The sequence below is a fragment of the Cognatundibacterium aquatile genome (genome assembly GCF_014699135.1).
Taxonomy (GTDB): domain Bacteria; phylum Pseudomonadota; class Gammaproteobacteria; order Burkholderiales; family Burkholderiaceae_D; genus Undibacterium; species Undibacterium aquatile.
In genome coordinates, this window is the sequence record NZ_JACOFT010000004.1 from 330,805 (window position 1) to 348,501 (window position 17,697).

General features: G+C 49.6%; 16 protein-coding genes and 4 tRNA genes. 19 read left to right on the forward strand and 1 reads right to left on the reverse strand.

Annotated elements, in window-relative coordinates; translation table 11 throughout:
* Positions 1–11 precede the first annotated feature (11 nt).
* From H8K26_RS13110 to H8K26_RS13180, 15 genes are all read left to right on the forward strand, one after another.
* A complete protein-coding gene (locus tag H8K26_RS13110; RefSeq protein ID WP_190480083.1) occupies positions 12–620 on the forward strand; it encodes a TorD/DmsD family molecular chaperone in 609 nt (202 codons plus the stop codon).
* A gap of 280 nt (positions 621–900) precedes the next feature.
* Positions 901–1,092, forward strand: a complete 192-nt coding sequence (locus H8K26_RS13115; RefSeq protein WP_186898038.1) for a hypothetical protein — start codon at positions 901–903, stop codon at positions 1,090–1,092.
* A 15-nt stretch (positions 1,093–1,107) separates the two neighbouring features.
* A complete protein-coding gene (locus tag H8K26_RS13120) occupies positions 1,108–4,068 on the forward strand; it encodes a formate dehydrogenase subunit alpha (RefSeq protein ID WP_190480085.1) in 2,961 nt (986 codons plus the stop codon).
* A 17-nt stretch (positions 4,069–4,085) separates the two neighbouring features.
* Positions 4,086–4,721, forward strand: a complete 636-nt coding sequence (gene fdh3B, locus H8K26_RS13125) for a formate dehydrogenase FDH3 subunit beta (RefSeq protein ID WP_190480087.1) — start codon at positions 4,086–4,088, stop codon at positions 4,719–4,721.
* 3 nt (positions 4,722–4,724) lie between these two features.
* Positions 4,725–4,958, forward strand: a complete 234-nt coding sequence (locus H8K26_RS13130) for a hypothetical protein (RefSeq protein WP_190480089.1) — start codon at positions 4,725–4,727, stop codon at positions 4,956–4,958.
* 14 nt (positions 4,959–4,972) lie between these two features.
* Positions 4,973–6,112 (forward strand): formate dehydrogenase subunit gamma, encoded by a 1,140-nt coding sequence (locus H8K26_RS13135; protein WP_190480091.1) that lies wholly within the window; start codon positions 4,973–4,975, stop codon positions 6,110–6,112.
* 17 nt (positions 6,113–6,129) lie between these two features.
* Positions 6,130–6,498: a hypothetical protein gene (locus H8K26_RS13140; protein WP_190480093.1), complete on the forward strand. Its 369-nt coding sequence runs from the start codon at positions 6,130–6,132 to the stop codon at positions 6,496–6,498.
* Positions 6,499–6,637: 139 nt separating this feature from the next.
* A complete protein-coding gene (locus tag H8K26_RS13145) occupies positions 6,638–7,501 on the forward strand; it encodes a formate dehydrogenase accessory sulfurtransferase FdhD (RefSeq protein WP_223827015.1) in 864 nt (287 codons plus the stop codon).
* A gap of 147 nt (positions 7,502–7,648) precedes the next feature.
* Positions 7,649–9,049: a glutamate--tRNA ligase gene (gltX, locus tag H8K26_RS13150; protein ID WP_190480095.1), complete on the forward strand. Its 1,401-nt coding sequence runs from the start codon at positions 7,649–7,651 to the stop codon at positions 9,047–9,049.
* Between the two features lie 72 nt (positions 9,050–9,121).
* Positions 9,122–9,197 (forward strand) — tRNA-Ala (locus H8K26_RS13155).
* A 48-nt stretch (positions 9,198–9,245) separates the two neighbouring features.
* Positions 9,246–9,321: transfer RNA gene (locus H8K26_RS13160), tRNA-Glu, on the forward strand.
* A 68-nt stretch (positions 9,322–9,389) separates the two neighbouring features.
* A tRNA-Glu gene (locus H8K26_RS13165) sits at positions 9,390–9,465 on the forward strand.
* A gap of 58 nt (positions 9,466–9,523) precedes the next feature.
* Positions 9,524–9,599: transfer RNA gene (locus H8K26_RS13170), tRNA-Glu, on the forward strand.
* Between the two features lie 409 nt (positions 9,600–10,008).
* Positions 10,009–11,610, forward strand: a complete 1,602-nt coding sequence (locus H8K26_RS17970; RefSeq protein WP_190480096.1) for a methyl-accepting chemotaxis protein — start codon at positions 10,009–10,011, stop codon at positions 11,608–11,610.
* 13 nt (positions 11,611–11,623) lie between these two features.
* Positions 11,624–12,022, forward strand: coding sequence for a bacteriohemerythrin (locus H8K26_RS13180; protein ID WP_190480098.1), 399 nt, complete (start codon positions 11,624–11,626; stop codon positions 12,020–12,022).
* Between the two features lie 77 nt (positions 12,023–12,099).
* On the opposite strand, the gene H8K26_RS13185 is transcribed toward H8K26_RS13180, so the two are convergent.
* On the reverse strand, positions 12,100–13,134 hold the full coding sequence (locus H8K26_RS13185) for a sulfate ABC transporter substrate-binding protein (protein WP_190480101.1): 1,035 nt from the start codon (positions 13,132–13,134) through the stop codon (positions 12,100–12,102).
* A gap of 226 nt (positions 13,135–13,360) precedes the next feature.
* On the opposite strand from H8K26_RS13185, the gene H8K26_RS13190 reads away from it, so the two are divergent.
* From H8K26_RS13190 to H8K26_RS13205, 4 genes are all read left to right on the forward strand, one after another.
* Entirely contained in the window at positions 13,361–14,935 is a 1,575-nt protein-coding gene (locus H8K26_RS13190) for a thioredoxin family protein (protein ID WP_190480103.1), read from the forward strand.
* Positions 14,936–15,137: 202 nt separating this feature from the next.
* A complete protein-coding gene (locus tag H8K26_RS13195; RefSeq protein ID WP_190480105.1) occupies positions 15,138–16,160 on the forward strand; it encodes a methionine ABC transporter ATP-binding protein in 1,023 nt (340 codons plus the stop codon).
* On the forward strand, positions 16,160–16,819 hold the full coding sequence (locus tag H8K26_RS13200; protein WP_186885259.1) for a methionine ABC transporter permease: 660 nt from the start codon (positions 16,160–16,162) through the stop codon (positions 16,817–16,819). Before H8K26_RS13195 ends, H8K26_RS13200 begins: the two co-directional genes overlap by 1 nt.
* Before the next feature lie 32 nt (positions 16,820–16,851).
* Positions 16,852–17,664 (forward strand): MetQ/NlpA family ABC transporter substrate-binding protein, encoded by an 813-nt coding sequence (locus H8K26_RS13205; RefSeq protein ID WP_186885260.1) that lies wholly within the window; start codon positions 16,852–16,854, stop codon positions 17,662–17,664.
* Positions 17,665–17,697 lie beyond the last annotated feature (33 nt).

A 17,697-nucleotide genomic window follows, 5' to 3' on the forward strand; every position in this document is an offset into this window, starting at 1 on the left:
AATACAGAAAAATGGAAACACAGATTAAATTTGAAACTGCCGATCAGGGCGAAGAAACGGCGCGCGCGGATTTATACGGCCTGCTTGCTACCCTGATGTATGCGCCGCCATCAAAGGATTTGCTGCAAGTGCTGAGTAGCGCAGAAACCAATGGCGAGGGTGTGTTGGGTGAGGCCTGGACGCATTTCATAGAGACAGCAAGAAAGTCCGATGCAGAATCGGTTCGGGATGAATATGAACAGCTTTTTGTAGGTACCGGTAAGCCTGAGGTTTTGCTGTACGGTTCGTATTACCTCAGTGGTTTTCTGATGGAAAAGCCGCTGGCCGCATTGCGAACCGATTTGCAGAATCTGGGGCTGGAACGTGCGGAACATATTGTCGAGTCTGAGGATCATATTGCCTCGCTGTGTGAAGTGATGCGTTACCTGATCGCATCGGACGACATTTTGCAAGCTAATCTGGCAACACAAAAACAGTTTTTTGCGACACACATGCAAAGCTGGGTGGGAACGATGTGCGACGCGATTATCGCGCATCCGCAGGCTTCTTTTTATGCAAGCCTGGCGCAGTTGGCAAAAGTTTTCTTTGATGTGGAAATGCAATCTTTTGACATGGAATAAGGGTTACTACTTATTTTTTTGTTGTAATAAAAAATTTTTGCTCTGCAAATGTTAAACAGTATTAAATATTGATTTTCCTGTCGGGAATCTTTTTTTTGAATGGAGTAGACTGCTGAAAGTTCGGAGACGCGCGCACTTGCTTTCCTCCTTTTCAGAGAGGAAATAAGCTGCGAAACTGGTTTGAGTGTTTTTGCCATACTTACCATACCGGTTTCAGCGATCAATCCTTGATCGCTTTTCAATCAGTCTCCAGGTTTAGTTGTCGACATCGGAGACGAACATGGATCAAAAAATTAAACGCCGTAGCTTGCTGGGTGGTTTAGGTGTGGCCGCTGCAGGCTTGTTTGCGCTGAAAGCGGCGCCTGTGGTACAGGATAAAATTGAAACGCTGGCAGCTCCAGCGGAGCCTGAGGGCACAGGTTATCGCCTGACTGAGCACGTGAAGAAATACTACCGTACCACCACTATTTAATTCTGAGGTGAAGATATGTTGTTAACTCGTAAAGGTGACGCTGCGTCGCGCGCACAAACACGTTTTTCATCCGGACTTGCGGAATCGCTTGCACGTGCACTGCCGACCATGGACAGACGTGGCTTTTTGAAGCGCTCTGGTATTGGTGTTGGCGCTGGTATCGCGGCGTCGCAATTAGGGCTGATTAAAAAAGCAAAAGCTTCCGTGTCCGGTGCTGCAACTGGCGGAAAAATTGAAGTACGCCGTACTGTTTGCACGCACTGTTCTGTTGGTTGTGCAGTCGATGCCGTCGTTGAGAATGGCGTCTGGGTCAGACAAAACCCGGTCTTTGATTCACCAATCAACCTTGGTGCGCATTGCGCGAAAGGTGCGGCCTTGCGTGAGCATGGTCATGGTGAATACCGTCTGAAATACCCGATGAAACTGGTCAACGGCAAGTATCAGCGTATCAGCTGGGATCAGGCCTTGACTGAGATTGCCGACAAGCTGCTTGATATCAAAAAGACGTCTGGCCCTGATTCGACGTTCTTCGTCGGTTCATCGAAACACAATAATGAGCAGGCGATGTTGTTGCGTAAGTTTGTGTCTTTTTACGGCACAAATAATACCGATCATCAGGCGCGTATCTGTCACTCCACCACTGTTGCCGGTGTTTCGAATACCTGGGGCTACGGTGCGATGACCAATAGCTACAACGATATGCAGAATGCGAAAGCAGCGCTGTATATCGGCTCGAACGCGGCGGAAGCGCATCCGGTGTCGATGCTGCATTTGTTGCACGCCAAAGAAAACGGCTGCAAGGTGATTGTGGTCGATCCGCGTTACACACGTACTGCGGCAAAGTCGAATCAATATATCCGCATCCGTTCTGGCTCAGACATTCCGTTTTTGTACGGCATGATGTATCACATCTTCAAAAATGGCTGGGAAGATAAGCAATACATCCATGACCGTGTTTACGGCATGGAAAAAATTAAAGAAGAAGCGCTGAAGTGGACGCCGGAAAAAGTAGAAGAGGCTTGCGGCGTACCTGAAGATCAGGTTTATAAAGCGGCTGAAACAATGGCCTTGAATCGCCCATCGACAGTGGTCTGGTGCATGGGGCAGACCCAGCACACGATAGGTAATGCGATCGTGCGTGCTTCGTGTTTGCTGCAGCTGGTGCTCGGTAATATCGGTAAATCCGGTGGTGGTACGAACATTTTCCGTGGTCACGATAACGTGCAGGGCGCAACTGACGTAGGGCCGAACCCTGATTCATTACCGGGCTATTTTGGTCTGGCAACGGGCGCCTGGAAGCACTGGTGTAATGTCTGGGGCGTCGATTACGAATGGGTCAAGAAGCAATTCGCTTCCCAGACCATGATGGAAAAATCAGGCACAACAGTATCGCGTTGGATTGATGCTGTGCTGGAAAAGAATGAACTGATCGATCAGGAAAACAACGTCAAGGCGATGGTGTTCTGGGGGCATGCGCCGAACTCGCAGACGCGCGGTCTGGAAATGAAAAAGGCATTCGATAAGCTCGATATGCTGGTCGTGATTGATCCTTATCCATCGGCGACGGCTGCGATGGCAGCGATGAAAACGGAAGATCAGCAACTCAATCCTAAGCGTCAGGTGTATCTGTTGCCAGCAGCAACGCAGTTTGAAACATCGGGCTCAGTCACGGCGTCGAACCGTTCAATTCAATGGCGTGAAAAAGTCATTGAGCCCTTGTTTGAATCCCGCACTGACCACATGATCATGTATCAACTGGCAGAAAAACTCGGGTTTGCCAAAGAGTTGGTGGCGAAGCTGAAAATGGTGCCGGGTAAAGGCGGCATGATGGAACCAGAACCAGAATCCATGCTGCAAGAGATTAATCGCGGTACCTGGACGATAGGTTATACCGGTCAATCTCCTGAGCGTTTAAAAGCGCATATGCGCAACATGCATCTGTTTGATGTGAAAACGCTCAAATGCAAAGGCGGCAAAGATCCTGTCAGTGGTTACGATATGACGGGTGATTACTTTGGTCTGCCATGGCCTTGTTATGGCACGCCAGAACTCAAGCATCCGGGTTCTCCTAATTTGTATGACACCTCCAAGCATGTCATGGATGGTGGTGGCAACTTCCGTGCGAACTTCGGTGTCGAACGTGAGGGTGTCAGTTTGCTGGCGGAAGATGGCTCTCATTCTCTCGGTGCAGAGATCACCACTGGCTATCCGGAATTTGATCACATCCTGCTGAAAAAGCTGGGCTGGTGGGATGATCTGACCGAGGCAGAAAAGAAAGCGGCAGAAGGTAAAAACTGGAAAACTGACTTGTCAGGCGGTATTCAGCGCGTGGTCATGAAAGTGCATGGTTGCCATCCATTCGGTAACGCGAAAGCACGTGCGATCGTCTGGAATTTCCCTGATCCTGTTCCTCAACATCGTGAACCTTTGTTTGGCACACGTCCTGATCTGGTCGCGAAATATCCGACCCATGATGATAAAAAAGCGTTCTGGCGTATGCCTACGCTGTATAAGTCTGTACAGCAGAAAAACATCGAAGCAAAACTGTACGAAAAATTCCCTATCATCCTTACTTCCGGACGTCTGGTGGAGTACGAAGGTGGTGGCGAGGAAACCCGTTCCAACCCGTGGCTCGCGGAATTGCAACAAGAAAATTTTGTTGAACTCAATCCGAAAGCAGCGGCAGACCGCGGTATCCGTAATGGTGAATATGTGATTGTTTCTACGCCGACGGGTGCGCGCATCAAAGTCAGAGCATTGGTGACACCACGTGTAGCGGAAGATACCGCGTTTATTCCTTTCCACTTCTCAGGCTGGTGGCAGGGCAAGGATATGAAAGAATTTTATCCGGAAGGTGCGATGCCTATCGTGCGCGGTGAGGCAGTGAATACAGCAACCACTTACGGCTACGATTCGGTCACGATGATGCAGGAAACCAAGACCACGATTTGTAATATCGAACGGTTCTCAGCGTAATTTCACAGGAGAAGAAAATGGCAAGAATGAAATTTATCTGTGATGCAGAGCGCTGTATCGAATGCAACAGCTGCGTAACAGCATGTAAGAACGAACATGAAGTGCCGTGGGGCGTCAACCGCCGCCGCGTGGTGACCGTCAATGATGGCGTCATCGGTCAGGAAAAATCGATTTCCGTCGCGTGTATGCATTGCTCTGATGCGCCTTGTATGGCGGTCTGTCCGGTCGATTGTTTTTACCGTACCGACGAAGGCGTGGTTTTGCACAATAAGGATATCTGCATCGGTTGCGGTTACTGTTCTTATGCCTGCCCATTTGGTGCGCCGCAGTTCCCTTCGAACGGAACTTTTGGTTTGCGCGGCAAAATGGACAAATGTACTTTCTGTTCCGGTGGGCCAGAAGAAGATGGCTCTGAAAAAGAGTTTGAAAAATATGGACGCAATCGCCTTGCCGAAGGTAAGTTGCCTTTGTGCGCTGAGATGTGCTCGACCAAAGCGCTGCTCGGTGGCGATGGTGATGTGATTGCCGATATTTTCCGTAACCGCGTGGTCAAGCGTGGTAAGGGCAGTGAAGTCTGGGGTTGGGGCACGGCCTACGGCAAGGGAAACAATCCAGAGGCGAAGCCTGAGTTACAGCCAGCCACGGAGAAATAAATCATGAAAAAGACAATGTTGATTATTTCAGGTTTGCTTGCGCTGATGAGTTTGTCCGCCTGTGGCGAACGTGATCAGGCAAGCACGACCAAACGTGGTCTGGTCGATGAAAAAGCATGGAAGGGTGCGCACAACGAGTTCGTTGTGAAAGAGTGGACTCCCGGCGATAAAACGGCATGGGAAAATCAGATCCGCGCCCGTAATCAATACCAGAACGAGTATGTCAAAACCAATTAAACCAAGGAGTTGACATGAGATCTTTGATTCTTTCGCTGACCTTGGCACTGACAGCAGCAGTAGCATCTGCCCAGACTGCCGGGCAGGCTGCAGCACCGGCAAATGCGGCGGCAACTACGGCGCCGGCAGAAAAATTGCCAGGCGTTGAGTCGGTCGATATCCTGAAACAAAATCAGGCCGAGCGCACGCAAACACAACCCGGCAATCTGGCGCCGACATATCGTCTGGTGGCGGATGGCACCAAGCATTATTCGAGCTTGCCAGCGCTGGAAGCGGGTGTGCTGATACAGGGGAAAACGCAATTTCCCGGTCAGGCACGGGCGACGACAGCAGGTGAGGCATGGCGCCAATATAGGAATGGCCCGCTGACGATGATCGGTGGCGGCATTTTGCTGGCGGCGTTAGCCGCAGTGGCGGCGATGTATCTGACTCGCGGTCAGATTCGTCTCGATGGTCCGCGCACCGGCCGTCTGATTGAGCGTTTCACGCCGACTGAACGTACGCTGCACTGGAGTATGGCGTTGAGCTTCGTCGCTCTGGCAAGCTCCGGTATTGTGATGCTGTTCGGTAAGCACATACTGTTGCCATTCTTCGGCCTGACGCTGTTTGGTTGGCTGGCATTTTTATGCAAGAACATTCATAACTTTGTCGGCCCGATATTCACGGTGTCTATCATTCTGTTCTTTATCAAATTTGCCCGCGATAATTTACCGTCGGCATCGGATATTAAATGGATGGCGAAATTCGGTGGATTGTTTAATGGTGCGCATGTGAGTTCGCATCGTTTCAATGCCGGTGAAAAAATCATTTTCTGGGGTGGCGTGGTCGGCCTGGGCTTGATTGTCAGTGCATCCGGCTTTGTGCTCGATAAACTGGTGCCGGGGTTTGAATACAGCCGCGCTTACATGCAGATTGCCAGTATTGTGCATATCGCTGCCGCAATGCTGGCTGCTGGTATGGTGATCGGCCATATTTATCTCGGTACGCTGGGGATGGAAGGTGCTTATGAATCCATGCGTACCGGCTATGTTGATGACGTCTGGGCGAAAGAGCATCACGATCTCTGGTATGCCGATATCGAGCAAGGGAAAATCCCGCGTGTGCGCAGTGCAACGGCGACAGCGGAGTCCAAGGTAGCCGTGGTCAACGCCTAGTTGAGTTGGAGAAAAAAATGAAATCTAAAAATTTATGGTCGGTGACATCGGTGTGCGTAGCGTTGCTGTCGGGCTTGTTTGCAACGGCCAGCTTCGCTAAATTGCCGGAACCGACACCAGAAGCAAAAGCAAAAGCGGCTGAAGCCAAGGCAAAGACAGCCTGGTCGGATAAAGTGGCAGCCTATCAGCTATGCAAGTCGCAAGACAAAGTGGCGGCGGCTTATCTGAAGGGAAAAGATGCCAAAGCGGTGGTGGCAACACCGGCATGCACCGACCCTGGTCCGTATGTGCCGGAAGTCGCTGCGGCTCCGGCTAGTGCTTCGGCGACGTCCTCTGTTGCTGCGACAACGCCTGCAAGCAACGCACCTGTCGTACCGAAAAAGTAAGTTCTGCCCTCGTAAAATACACATACTCCCCCCTTAAAATGGCATTTCACCCTTGATCTCCTTGTAGATATTGGGCTGCCAGATATACTCCGGGGGAGTATATTTTCACCGATTTATGCCCTCCTGGCCGGAAAAAATAATGCCTGACTCTCCGTATATGCCAGAGCTGTCCAGATCCACCGTCGCGCTGACGAAAGAAGTGCAGGTCACCGACGAGCGTGGTCGCGTTAATCTGATCTCCATTCCTGCTGAGCGCCCATTAACCGTTTATCTTGATAAGCGTGAATTGGTGACGCTGATGACCATGGGTGGCAACCCGGAAGCATTGGTGCTCGGCTACCTGCGCAATCAACGTCTGCTGCGCCAGATCACCGATATCGCTTCGGTACAGGTGGATTGGGAAGTGTCTGCGGCCGCGGTCGTCACGCATACCGGTGTGACTGACATTGAAGAGCGCACCTCAAAACGTGTTGTGACGACGGGTTGTGGTCAGGGCACGGTGTTTGGCGGGCTGATGGATGAAGTCGATCAGATTGTGTTGCCAGACAGCGCGCGCATCCGCCAGTCTTCTCTGTATAAAATCATCGACACCATCCGCACTCAGCAGTCGGTGTATAAAAAAGCCGGCTCGGTTCACGGTTGCGCTTTATTCTCGAATCAGGGCGAACTTTTATATTTTGTTGAAGATGTCGGTCGTCATAACGCCGTTGATGCGATCGCCGGAAAAATGTGGCTGGATCGCGTTGATGGTGGCGACAAAATTTTTTACAGTACTGGCCGCCTGACATCTGAAATGGTGATTAAAGGGGCGCAGATGGGTATTCCCATTTTATTGTCGCGCTCTGGTACTACCGAGATGGGGCATCAGGTCGCATCGCAGATCGGTATGAGCTTGTTTTCCCGCTGCTCTGGGCGACATTTTCTGCTACTGACGCATCCGCAGCGTCTTGAGTTCGAACCAGAATTGTTTGCTGAATCAACGCCAGCTTCTGTTTCTGTCTGACTCTCACTTTCTATTCAGCTTTTTACAGTGTAGGCGTAGTCGGTATCCTCGTCGCGCTGAAAACGGTAAAATGCTGGTTTTAACTTTACCCGCATACTGGTGTTGCTTCTGCTACAGGCTGACGCAGCACGCGGTGCAATTCATCTCATGACTGTTGTCCGTACCCGTTTTGCTCCCAGCCCGACTGGCTATCTTCATGTTGGCGGTGCCCGTACCGCTTTGTTCAGCTGGGCGTTTGCGCGCCATCAAGGCGGCACATTTGTTTTACGTATTGAGGATACCGATCTTGAACGCTCCACCCCGGAAGCGGTGCAGGCGATTCTGGATGGTATGAACTGGCTGGGTTTGCAGCATGATGAAGGCCCGTTTTATCAGATGCAGCGTATGGAACGTTATCGTTCCGTACTGGCGGAAATGCTGACCAATGGCAGTGCCTATTATTGCTATTCCTCACCGGAAGAAGTTGAGGCCATGCGCGAGCGTCAACGTGCTGCAGGCGATAAGCCGCGTTACGACGGTACATGGCGCCCGGAAGCTGGCAAAACGCTGCCAGCGATACCGGCAGACCGTAAGCCAGTGATCCGTTTTAAGAATCCTCTGGATGGTGACGTTAGCTGGAATGATGTCGTCAAAGGGACGATCACGATCAGCAATAAAGAACTCGATGATCTGGTCATCGCACGTCCTGACGGCACGCCAACTTACAATTTCTGCGTCGCGGTGGATGACTGGGATATGCAGATTACCCACGTCATTCGTGGTGATGACCACGTGAATAACACGCCGCGTCAGATCAATATTCTGAATGCGCTTGGCGCGACGCTGCCGCAATACGGGCATGTGCCTATGATCTTGGGCACGGATGGTCAAAAGCTGTCCAAACGCCGCGATGCGGTCAGCGTGATGGATTATTTCGACAAAGGTTATCTGCCCGAGGCGATGCTGAACTATCTGGCGCGTCTTGGCTGGAGTCACGGCGACGATGAATTGTTCTCTATGGAGCAAATGTGCAGCTGGTTTGATCTGACCCATTTATCCGGTTCTGCGGCGCAATTTAATCCTGAAAAACTGGCCTGGATTAATAACCACTACATCAAAGCTGCTGATAATCAGCGTCTTGCCGATTTGATCCGTGCGCAGATGGAAAAAGATGGCGCTGTATTCACCAACGCGCCAGCCTTGCCTGCAGTGATCGCCTTGCTGAAAGAGCGCGCGAATACGACGGTAGAACTGGGGCAGGCGGCCATGCTGTTTTATCGTCAGCCAGCGGCGGATGCTGCTTTGCTGACGCAGCATGTGACTCCGACAGTGATGCCAGCATTGCGCCAATACGCAGAAGCTTGCAAAACAGTCGAATGGAATAAAGCCGCTTTGTCTGCTGCGCTGAAGCAGGTGCTGGCAGATCATGCGCTGAAGATGCCGCAACTCGCGATGCCATTACGTCTGCTGTTAACCGGGCAGTTGCAGACGCCATCCATTGATGCGGTTGTCGAATTGTTTGGTCGCGAAGTTGTTTTGCAGCGTCTGGCGGTAATCGCAGCTGATTAATCGATAGCGAGAGTGGGTGAGGGCTTTACAATAAAGCGTTCATCCCCTATAATCTCGCTTCTATTCTGTGTCGGGGGTATAGCTCAGCTGGGAGAGCGCTTGCATGGCATGCAAGAGGTCAGCGGTTCGATCCCGCTTACCTCCACCAAAAAAGCGCACTGTCATTAGGCAGTATGCAAAACAGAAAATACTTGCTGTCCCCATCGTCTAGAGGCCTAGGACATCACCCTTTCACGGTGAGTACAGGGGTTCGAATCCCCTTGGGGACGCCAATGAATTTAGTATATTTATTGTGGGCAGCAAGTAAAGCAGTACCAGGTCAGTAACAAGGACAGAATATGTCCCCATCGTCTAGAGGCCTAGGACATCACCCTTTCACGGTGAGTACAGGGGTTCGAATCCCCTTGGGGACGCCAGCTTTGCATCCACTTCCTCTTGTCGGGTAAGTGCAGGTCAGTAACAAGGACAGAATATGTCCCCATCGTCTAGAGGCCTAGGACATCACCCTTTCACGGTGAGTACAGGGGTTCGAATCCCCTTGGGGACGCCAGGTAAAAGCCAGCTTAATTGATTAAGCTGGCTTTTTTTATTGTGATGTCGGTTTTGCTCGTTGAAGTCCGGATACATTCATAATCTGCATTATTCTTGTGTTCTGCCTTATCACTCAATGAAAAATTATCGGTAAGGCAGCGCGCCCCAGTTCGCATATTGGTAAGCAATACAGCGAGATCCTCTTCATCTGATTTAAGCTGCATGATGTTGCCGCTTGCTCACCTGCGCATAGCCATGTTTACTGTGGGTGAAAATCTCCATCTTGATAAAACAATCTCTGCGTAGTTCGATGAATTGTCTGGAGTAGTTCTATTGATGTATATCATGCGCAATCTCGCCCCATTAAAATCGCCTGTGTAGTATTGAGAGTTTTGCCGTGAAGCTATCTGGAAAAAAGGAGATGAGCGATGCACGCATTTGCAAATTTAAAGATAGGCGTTCGTTTGTCGATCGGTTTTGGTATTTTGATTTTAATGACACTGGGCATGGGTGGCACAGGGCTGCAACGTTTTGCGGAAGTGAATGCCGTGAACAGCAGAATCATTGAAAAGGATTGGGTAAAAGCCGAGGCAGCGAATGTCATTAACGCCACTACCCGCGCCAATGCGCGGAATACGATGGAGCTTCTGATTGCGGATGACGCCACTCAGGCGGGCAGAGTCAAGCAATCGATTGAGGCGAATAAGCAAGTCATCAGTGCGGCCTTAGACACTCTGAAACAGCTGATTTATTTACCTGAAGGTCAGGCCTTGCTGGCGACATTGACCGAACGACGGACAGCGTATGTCGCTTCGTTTTCAAAAGTGCTGAAACAGATTGATGCCGGAGACAAAACCGGCGCAATTCAGACGATGAACAGCGAGACATTACCGGCGTTGGATGCGCTGCAAGAACCTATCGTTGCCCTGACAAATTTACAGAAAAAAATTGTTGTTAACAGTAGTGGGGAAGTGCGGGATCGTATTGCCTCGGCCACTGCATTGCTGATTGTGCTGACGATCGCAGGTTTATTCGTTGGTGTCGGGCTGACGTGGTTTATTTCGCGCTCAATTACGCGACCACTCAGTGAGGCCGTGCATATTGCCCGTACCGTTGCTTCGGGTGATTTGACGACGAAAGCGCAGATCACCACGAAAGATGAGTGCGGTCAGTTATTGCAGTCCATGCAGGAAATGAACGACAGCCTTGTGCACATCGTAAATCAGGTGCGCGGTGGTACAGACCTGATGGCTGCCGCCACACATGAAATCGCAGACGGCAATATGGAACTTTCTTCTCGTACCGAAGAGCAAGCCAGCGCGCTTGAGCAAACTGCGGCCTCGATGGAGCAACTGGCATCGGCGGTGAGGGATAACTTTGAGTCGGGCATGCATGCCAACCGGCTTGCCGAATCAGCGGCTCAGGTCGCTGCTAAAGGTGGTGCTGTCGTCGGTGAAGTTGTGCAGACGATGGAAGCAATCAATGTTTCCTCGCGCAAGATTGCGGACATTATCGGCGTCATTGATGGCATTGCGTTCCAGACTAATATACTGGCGCTCAACGCGGCAGTTGAGGCCGCCCGCGCGGGCGAGCAGGGGCGAGGCTTTGCGGTTGTGGCATCCGAGGTTCGTTCGCTTGCCGGGCGATCTGCGAATGCCGCGAAGGAAATCAAAACGCTGATTTCTGATTCGGTAGGTAATGTGAGTGATGGTTGCCGACTGGTGGAGCAGGCAGGTAGCACCATGGATGAGATCGTGGTACACGTGCGTCGTGTGGCGGATCTGATGGGAGAAATTACGACCGCAAGTAAAGAGCAGACGACTGGCATTGAACAGGTGAATCAAGCGGTCGCTCAAATGGATACGGTAACGCAGCAAAATGCCGCATTAGTAGAAGAGGCCGCGGCCGCAACCCAGTCTCTGGATCATCAGGCAAACTCTCTGGTGCAGGCTGTCAGTATTTTTAAGTTAGGTACGACACATTCATCAATTGGTTTCTCACGCGCCTCGCCTGCGTTACTCAACGTTTAATCTGGATACGGACATGGCATATTTTGAGTGGGCCGACGATATGGTGATCGATAACGGGCCGATTGATGAAGATCACAAAAAATTAGTCAATCTGGTCAATGAGTTGCATACAGCGACCAGTGTCGGGCGCGGTCAGGAAGTAATTGAGGCAATCATGAGTGAACTGATCACCTACACAAAAGATCATCTTCTTCGTGAAGAGCAAGCGATGGCGGCACTGAAATTTCCAAATCTGGAGCGGCACAAAGAGGGGCATCATCAATTTACGGAACGACTGAATAAATTACAGAGCCAGTACGAAGCGGGAAGCATTACTGTGGCATCGCAGCTTTCGTCTGTTTTACGGGATTGGTTGTCTTTGCATATCCGCCGCTCCGATAAGGAAATTAAAGTTTTCCTGCAAAAGAAGTGACACTTTTCACCCGCATTTCATCAATAAAAAAAAGCCCTGTTTGTATTAACAGGGCTTTTTTACATGGCGAGTGTTATTTATTTTTTGGCTTGATATAGTTTGTCGAATTCACCGCCATCGTCAAAATGCTTTTTCTGTGCTTGTTTCCAGCCACCGAAAACTTCATCGACAGTGAAGAGATTGATCGCTTTGAAGTTGGCTGCATATTTTTTAGATGCTGCTTCCGAGCGCGGGCGGAAGAAGTGTTTGGCGGCAATTTCCTGACCTTGTTCGCTGTACAAAAATTGCAGATACGCTGTTGCTACTTTGCGTGTGCCGAGTTTATCAACAACTTTATCGACAACGGCGACCGGTGATTCTGCGAGTATCGATGTTTTCGGATAAACGACATCGTAGTGATCGCCAAATTCCTGCTTGACCAGTTGCACTTCATTTTCAAAAGTAACTAAGACGTCACCGATTTCCCTTTGCGTAAAAGTAGTGGTCGCGCCGCGTCCGCCGGCATCGAGTACCGGAACATTTTTAAACAGACGATCAACCAATTGTCGCGCTTGTGCTTCGTTGCCACCGCTCTTAATAACCGAGCCCCACGCAGCGAGGTAGGAATAGCGTCCGTTGCCGGAAGTCTTGGGATTAGGAATGATCACTTTGACGCCAGGTTTGCCAAGATCATCCCAACTGGCGATGCGTTTTGGATTCCCTTTGCGCGTCAGGAATACCATGGTCGAATAAAATGGCGCAGAGTTATTTGGGAATGATTTCGCCCAGTCTTGCGGAACCAGACCTTTCTCTGCAAGGATATCGATATCGTTTGCCTGATTCATCGTGACTACCGATGCCGCCAGACCGTCGATGACAGAGCGTGCCTGCTTGCTGGAGCCGCCATGTGACTGATTAATCGTAATGGATTCTCCGGATTTCTTTTTCCATTCCGCGACGAAAGCCGGATTGACTTCTTTGAATAATTCACGCGTGACATCATAAGACGCGTTCAGCAGCGGCTCGGCAGCCTGAGCAGTGAGCGAGGGGGCAAGCAGACTGGCACCAATCAGTGCAACGATACCGGCAATGCTTAAGCGACGTTGCGCTTGCAAACCAGAGTTTGTTTTCATGTGCGATCTCCCAAAGATAAGTTACCGTTATCTTCCATAAATTAAGCGCAGAAGGAAACGATAGTATTCTTCTTTACTTAGATGAAAAATGCATTTGTCGAATATGAAACAATAATTTTTCTGTATATCGTTGCGTGAAAACAATCTAAGTGATGTGCTCCCGAAGGCGTATTCGCAGACATAATTTTGCTACACTCAATCCCTTGTTTGTATTTTTACTTACTCTATGAAAACAAATGCTTCTTTCTCTGCGAGCCTGCTGGTAACGCTGCTAGTGGGTACGTTGGCCGCACCGTTGGCCGTCGCGCTGGATAAAACTGCGAGCGCTTCTGCACATGCTACGCAAGCGGGTGGTATCGAATGGCGCAAAGATAATAATGTGGATGCGGCTTTCGCCTTAGCAAAGTCTGCCAATAAGCCGTTATTTCTTTACTGGGGAGCGGTCTGGTGTCCGCCCTGCAATCAAGTCAAGGCAACGATATTCAATCGTCAGGAATTCATTGATAAGTCACGGCATTTTATTCCTGTGTATCTGGATGGCGATAGCCCGGGGGCGCAGAAATTTGCGGCGCAATTCAAAGTGCGTGGTTACCCGACGATGATATTGTTCAAGCCGGATGGAACTGAAATTACCCGCTTGCCAGGCGAGGTCGATTCTGAGCGCTATCTGCAGGTGCTGACGCTGGCATTGAATACCTCGGCATCGGTGGCGGATTCCTTAAAGCTGGCTTTAACGGGGAATAAGTCGCTGAAGCAGGATGACTGGAGCCTGTTGGCGGATTATTCATGGGATGATCCTCAGCAAAAGCTGGTGAACAACAAAGACTTGCCAGCGACGTTATTGCGTTTGTCCGAGTTAAGTCCAGCTGGATTAAATGCAACGCGTCTGTATTTGAAAGCCTTATTTGCGGCTGCCAATGCCAGACCCGGGCAGACAGTTCCTGCCATTGACAAACAGCAGGCCACTGAGCGCTTAATCAAGTCACTTGCAGATGCGAAAGTTGCGCGTGACAACCTTGATCTTGTCGCTGGTTCGGCGGCGGAGCTGACGGAATTTTTAACTTCCGCAAAATCAGAGCAGCGTGGCAAACTCACTGCAGCATGGAATGTCGCCCTGATTAAGCTCGCTGACGATAACAGCATATCGAAAACAGACAGACTGAGCGCCATCATTGCGCAGATCGCGCTGGCTAAGCTTGATAATGTTAAACCGTCGGTAGCCTTGCAAAAAGACGTGCAGAAGCGTGTGTCGCAAATCGAGCAGGCTACTGGCGACGCGTATGAGCGGCAATCGGTGGTCAGTTCCGCTGCCTATGCGTTAGGAAATGCGGATTTGCTGGATGCGTCAGATGCCTTGCTGAAAGCAGAATTAAAACGCTCGCATTCGCCGTATTATTTCATGTCAACCTTGGGCTCGAACGCGAAGAAGCGTGGCGATAAAGTGGCTGCAGTGAATTGGTATGAACAGGCATATAACGCAGCAAAAGGGCCTGCAACCCGCTTGCAATGGGGGGCGAATTATGTGGTCGGTCTGATCGAACTGACGCCAGAAGACGATGCGCGTATTGAAAAAGCAGTTTCAGGTGTCTTTGCTGAATTGTCGAAAACAGAAAATGCTTTTTATCAGCGCAATCATGCTTATCTTGAAAAGATGGGCAAGAAATTAGGCGAGTGGAACAAAGATAAAAAGCATCAGGTGACTTTCCAGAAAGTGCATGCACAGCTGGATAGCATATGTGCAAAATTACCGGCAAACGATGGCCAGAAAGCGACTTGTCAGGGTGTCTTGTCGAAATCCTGATTCTCGTTAATCGAAGAAAAAATGCGGCTGAGGCCGCATTTTTTTTGCCCCGACAATCATGAATGAGAATTTCTGAAGTACTGGAAACACGCATTGCATCGCTTATACGAATTTTTGTATATACAAGTTACTTTATATGATTGGAACGAATTTGGTATCTTCGATAAAATCCATTATTCGTTATTTATTGGTTTGAGATTCAGTGATTCATATTGAACAATTAGAAAAGCATTATCAGGTTGGCGGGCGTGAAGTACATGCGCTGCGCAACATACATCTGACTGTTCGCAAGGGGCAGATTTTCGGCATCATCGGACGCTCAGGAGCCGGTAAAAGTACTTTGCTGAGAGCGTTGAATTTACTTGAGCGGCCAAGCAGCGGCAAGGTTCTGATTGAAGGTGAAGACATCACCCGGTTTAATTCAGAACAGTTGCACAGCTTGCGGCAACGTATCGGCATGGTGTTTCAACATTTTAATTTGTTGAACGCAAAAACTATTGCTGAAAATATAGATTTCCCTCTCAAGCTAGCCGGTACTTACAGTAAAGATGCGCGTCAGCAGCGCGTCGATGAGTTACTGGAATTGGTCGGACTGAGTGATCAGCGACATAAATTTCCATCGCAATTGTCGGGTGGGCAAAAGCAACGGGTAGGTATTGCCCGTGCGCTGGCAAATTACCCTCATCTTTTGTTGTGTGACGAGGCAACGTCAGCGCTTGACCCTGAAACGACGCAGGCAATTTTGCGCTTGCTGTCAGACATCAATCAGAAACTGGGATTAACGGTCGTGCTGATCACGCATGAGATGCAGGTGATACGCACAATCTGCGATCAGGTTGCGGTGATCGACGCTGGCGAGATTGTTGAGAGTGGCGATGTTGCCGATGTATTCCTGCATCCGCAACATGCGGTAACGCAAAGTCTGGTCGCAGAAAATCAGGCGCTTGATCTCGATCTGTTGCAGAGAATTCAGCGTCATGAAAACAGTCAGTTGCTGCGTCTGACCTATGTCGGCGCGGCGACGCATGAACCGATACTGAGTCGTATCGCGGCACAAACCAAAGCGGATATCACGATTTTGCAGGGAACAATTTCCCGCATCAAGAACACGCCGTATGGCCAACTGTTAGTGGAATTGTCGGGAACACCGGATCAAATTGCGGTGGTATTGAATTTGTTGCGCGACCTCGATGTGCGTACAGAAATCATTGAAGGAGCGCACTGATGGATTTTTCAAACATAGACTGGGAAGATATCGCGCAGGCGACGCTTGATACCTTGACGATGACGGGTTTCTCTTTATTTTTTACCGTGCTGCTGGGTTTGCCTTTGGGTGTATTGCTATTCCTTACCGGTAAAAATCAGCTGTTAGAGCAACGCGGTATTTATGCGTTGTTATCTTTTGTGGTGAATATTCTTCGCTCGGTTCCTTTCATTATTTTGCTGATTGTCCTGATTCCGTTCACCTTGTTGCTGGTGGGTACATCACTGGGTGTGGCTGGCACTATCCCGCCGCTGGTCATCGGGACGACGCCTTTTTTTGCGCGTCTGGTAGAAAACGTTTTACGTGAAGTGGATCGCGGCATTATTGAAGCTTGTCAGGCGATGGGAGCGAAAACGCATCAGATCATTATTCACGCCTTGCTACCTGAAGCCTTGCCTGGCCTGTTGGCGGCGGGAACTGTAACGACAATCGCCTTGGTCTCGTATGCCGCGATGTCGGGTGTGATAGGCGGTGGTGGCCTTGGTGATCTGGCGCTGCGTTTTGGATATCAACGATTTCAGACGGACGTCATGGTCGTGACGGTAACGATACTGATAGTGCTGGTGCAGTTATTACAATTCTTCGGAGACAAGTTGGTGTTGCGATTTACCCGTAAGTAATTTCATTTATATAAATTTAAGGATAATAAATTATGGCTCTCTCTTTTAAACGTCACTTAGCTAGCTTGTTGGCAAGCACTTTCAGCGCAGCAGCTTTGCTTGCTTCCGGCGCAGCATCTGCTGCCGATACCTTGACTATCGCAGCAACACCGGTTCCGCACGCGGAAATTCTTGAGTTTGTGAAGCCACTTCTGGCGAAAGAAGGTGTGGACTTAAAAATCAAAGTATTCACTGATTATGTTCAGCCTGCCGTTCAGGTCAACGAAAAACATCTGGATGGAAATTTCTTTTTGCATCAGCCCTATCTGAATGAATTTAAAAAGAGCCATAAAAATGATATCGAAGTGCCCGTCGCTAAAGTGCACGTTGAGCCATTCGCGGCTTATTCTTCTAAATACAAAAAAGTAGCGGATATTCCGAATGGTGCGACTGTCGCGATTCCAAATGACCCGTCAAATTCGGGGCGTGCTTTGTTGTTACTGGCTAAACAGGGACTGTTGAAATTAAAAGATCCAAGCAATATTTCTTCAACCAAAAAAGATATTATTGAGAATCCGAAAAATCTGAAATTCAAAGAACTGGAAGCGGCAACCTTGCCACGCGTTTTGAACCAGGTCGATCTGGCATTGATCAATACAAATTACGCTATCGAAGCAAAGCTGAATCCGGTGAAAGATTCTTTGTTCATTGAAGATGCCAATTCTCCGTATGCAAATTTGCTGGTGGCACGTGACGATAATAAAAGCAGCCCGGCATTTAAAAAGCTGATTGCAGCTGTGAATTCTCCTGAAGTGAAGAAATTCATTGAAGAAAAATACAAAGGTGCTGTTGTTCCGGCATTCTGATTTTTTGTCTCAGCTTCCTCGTTCACATGCTTA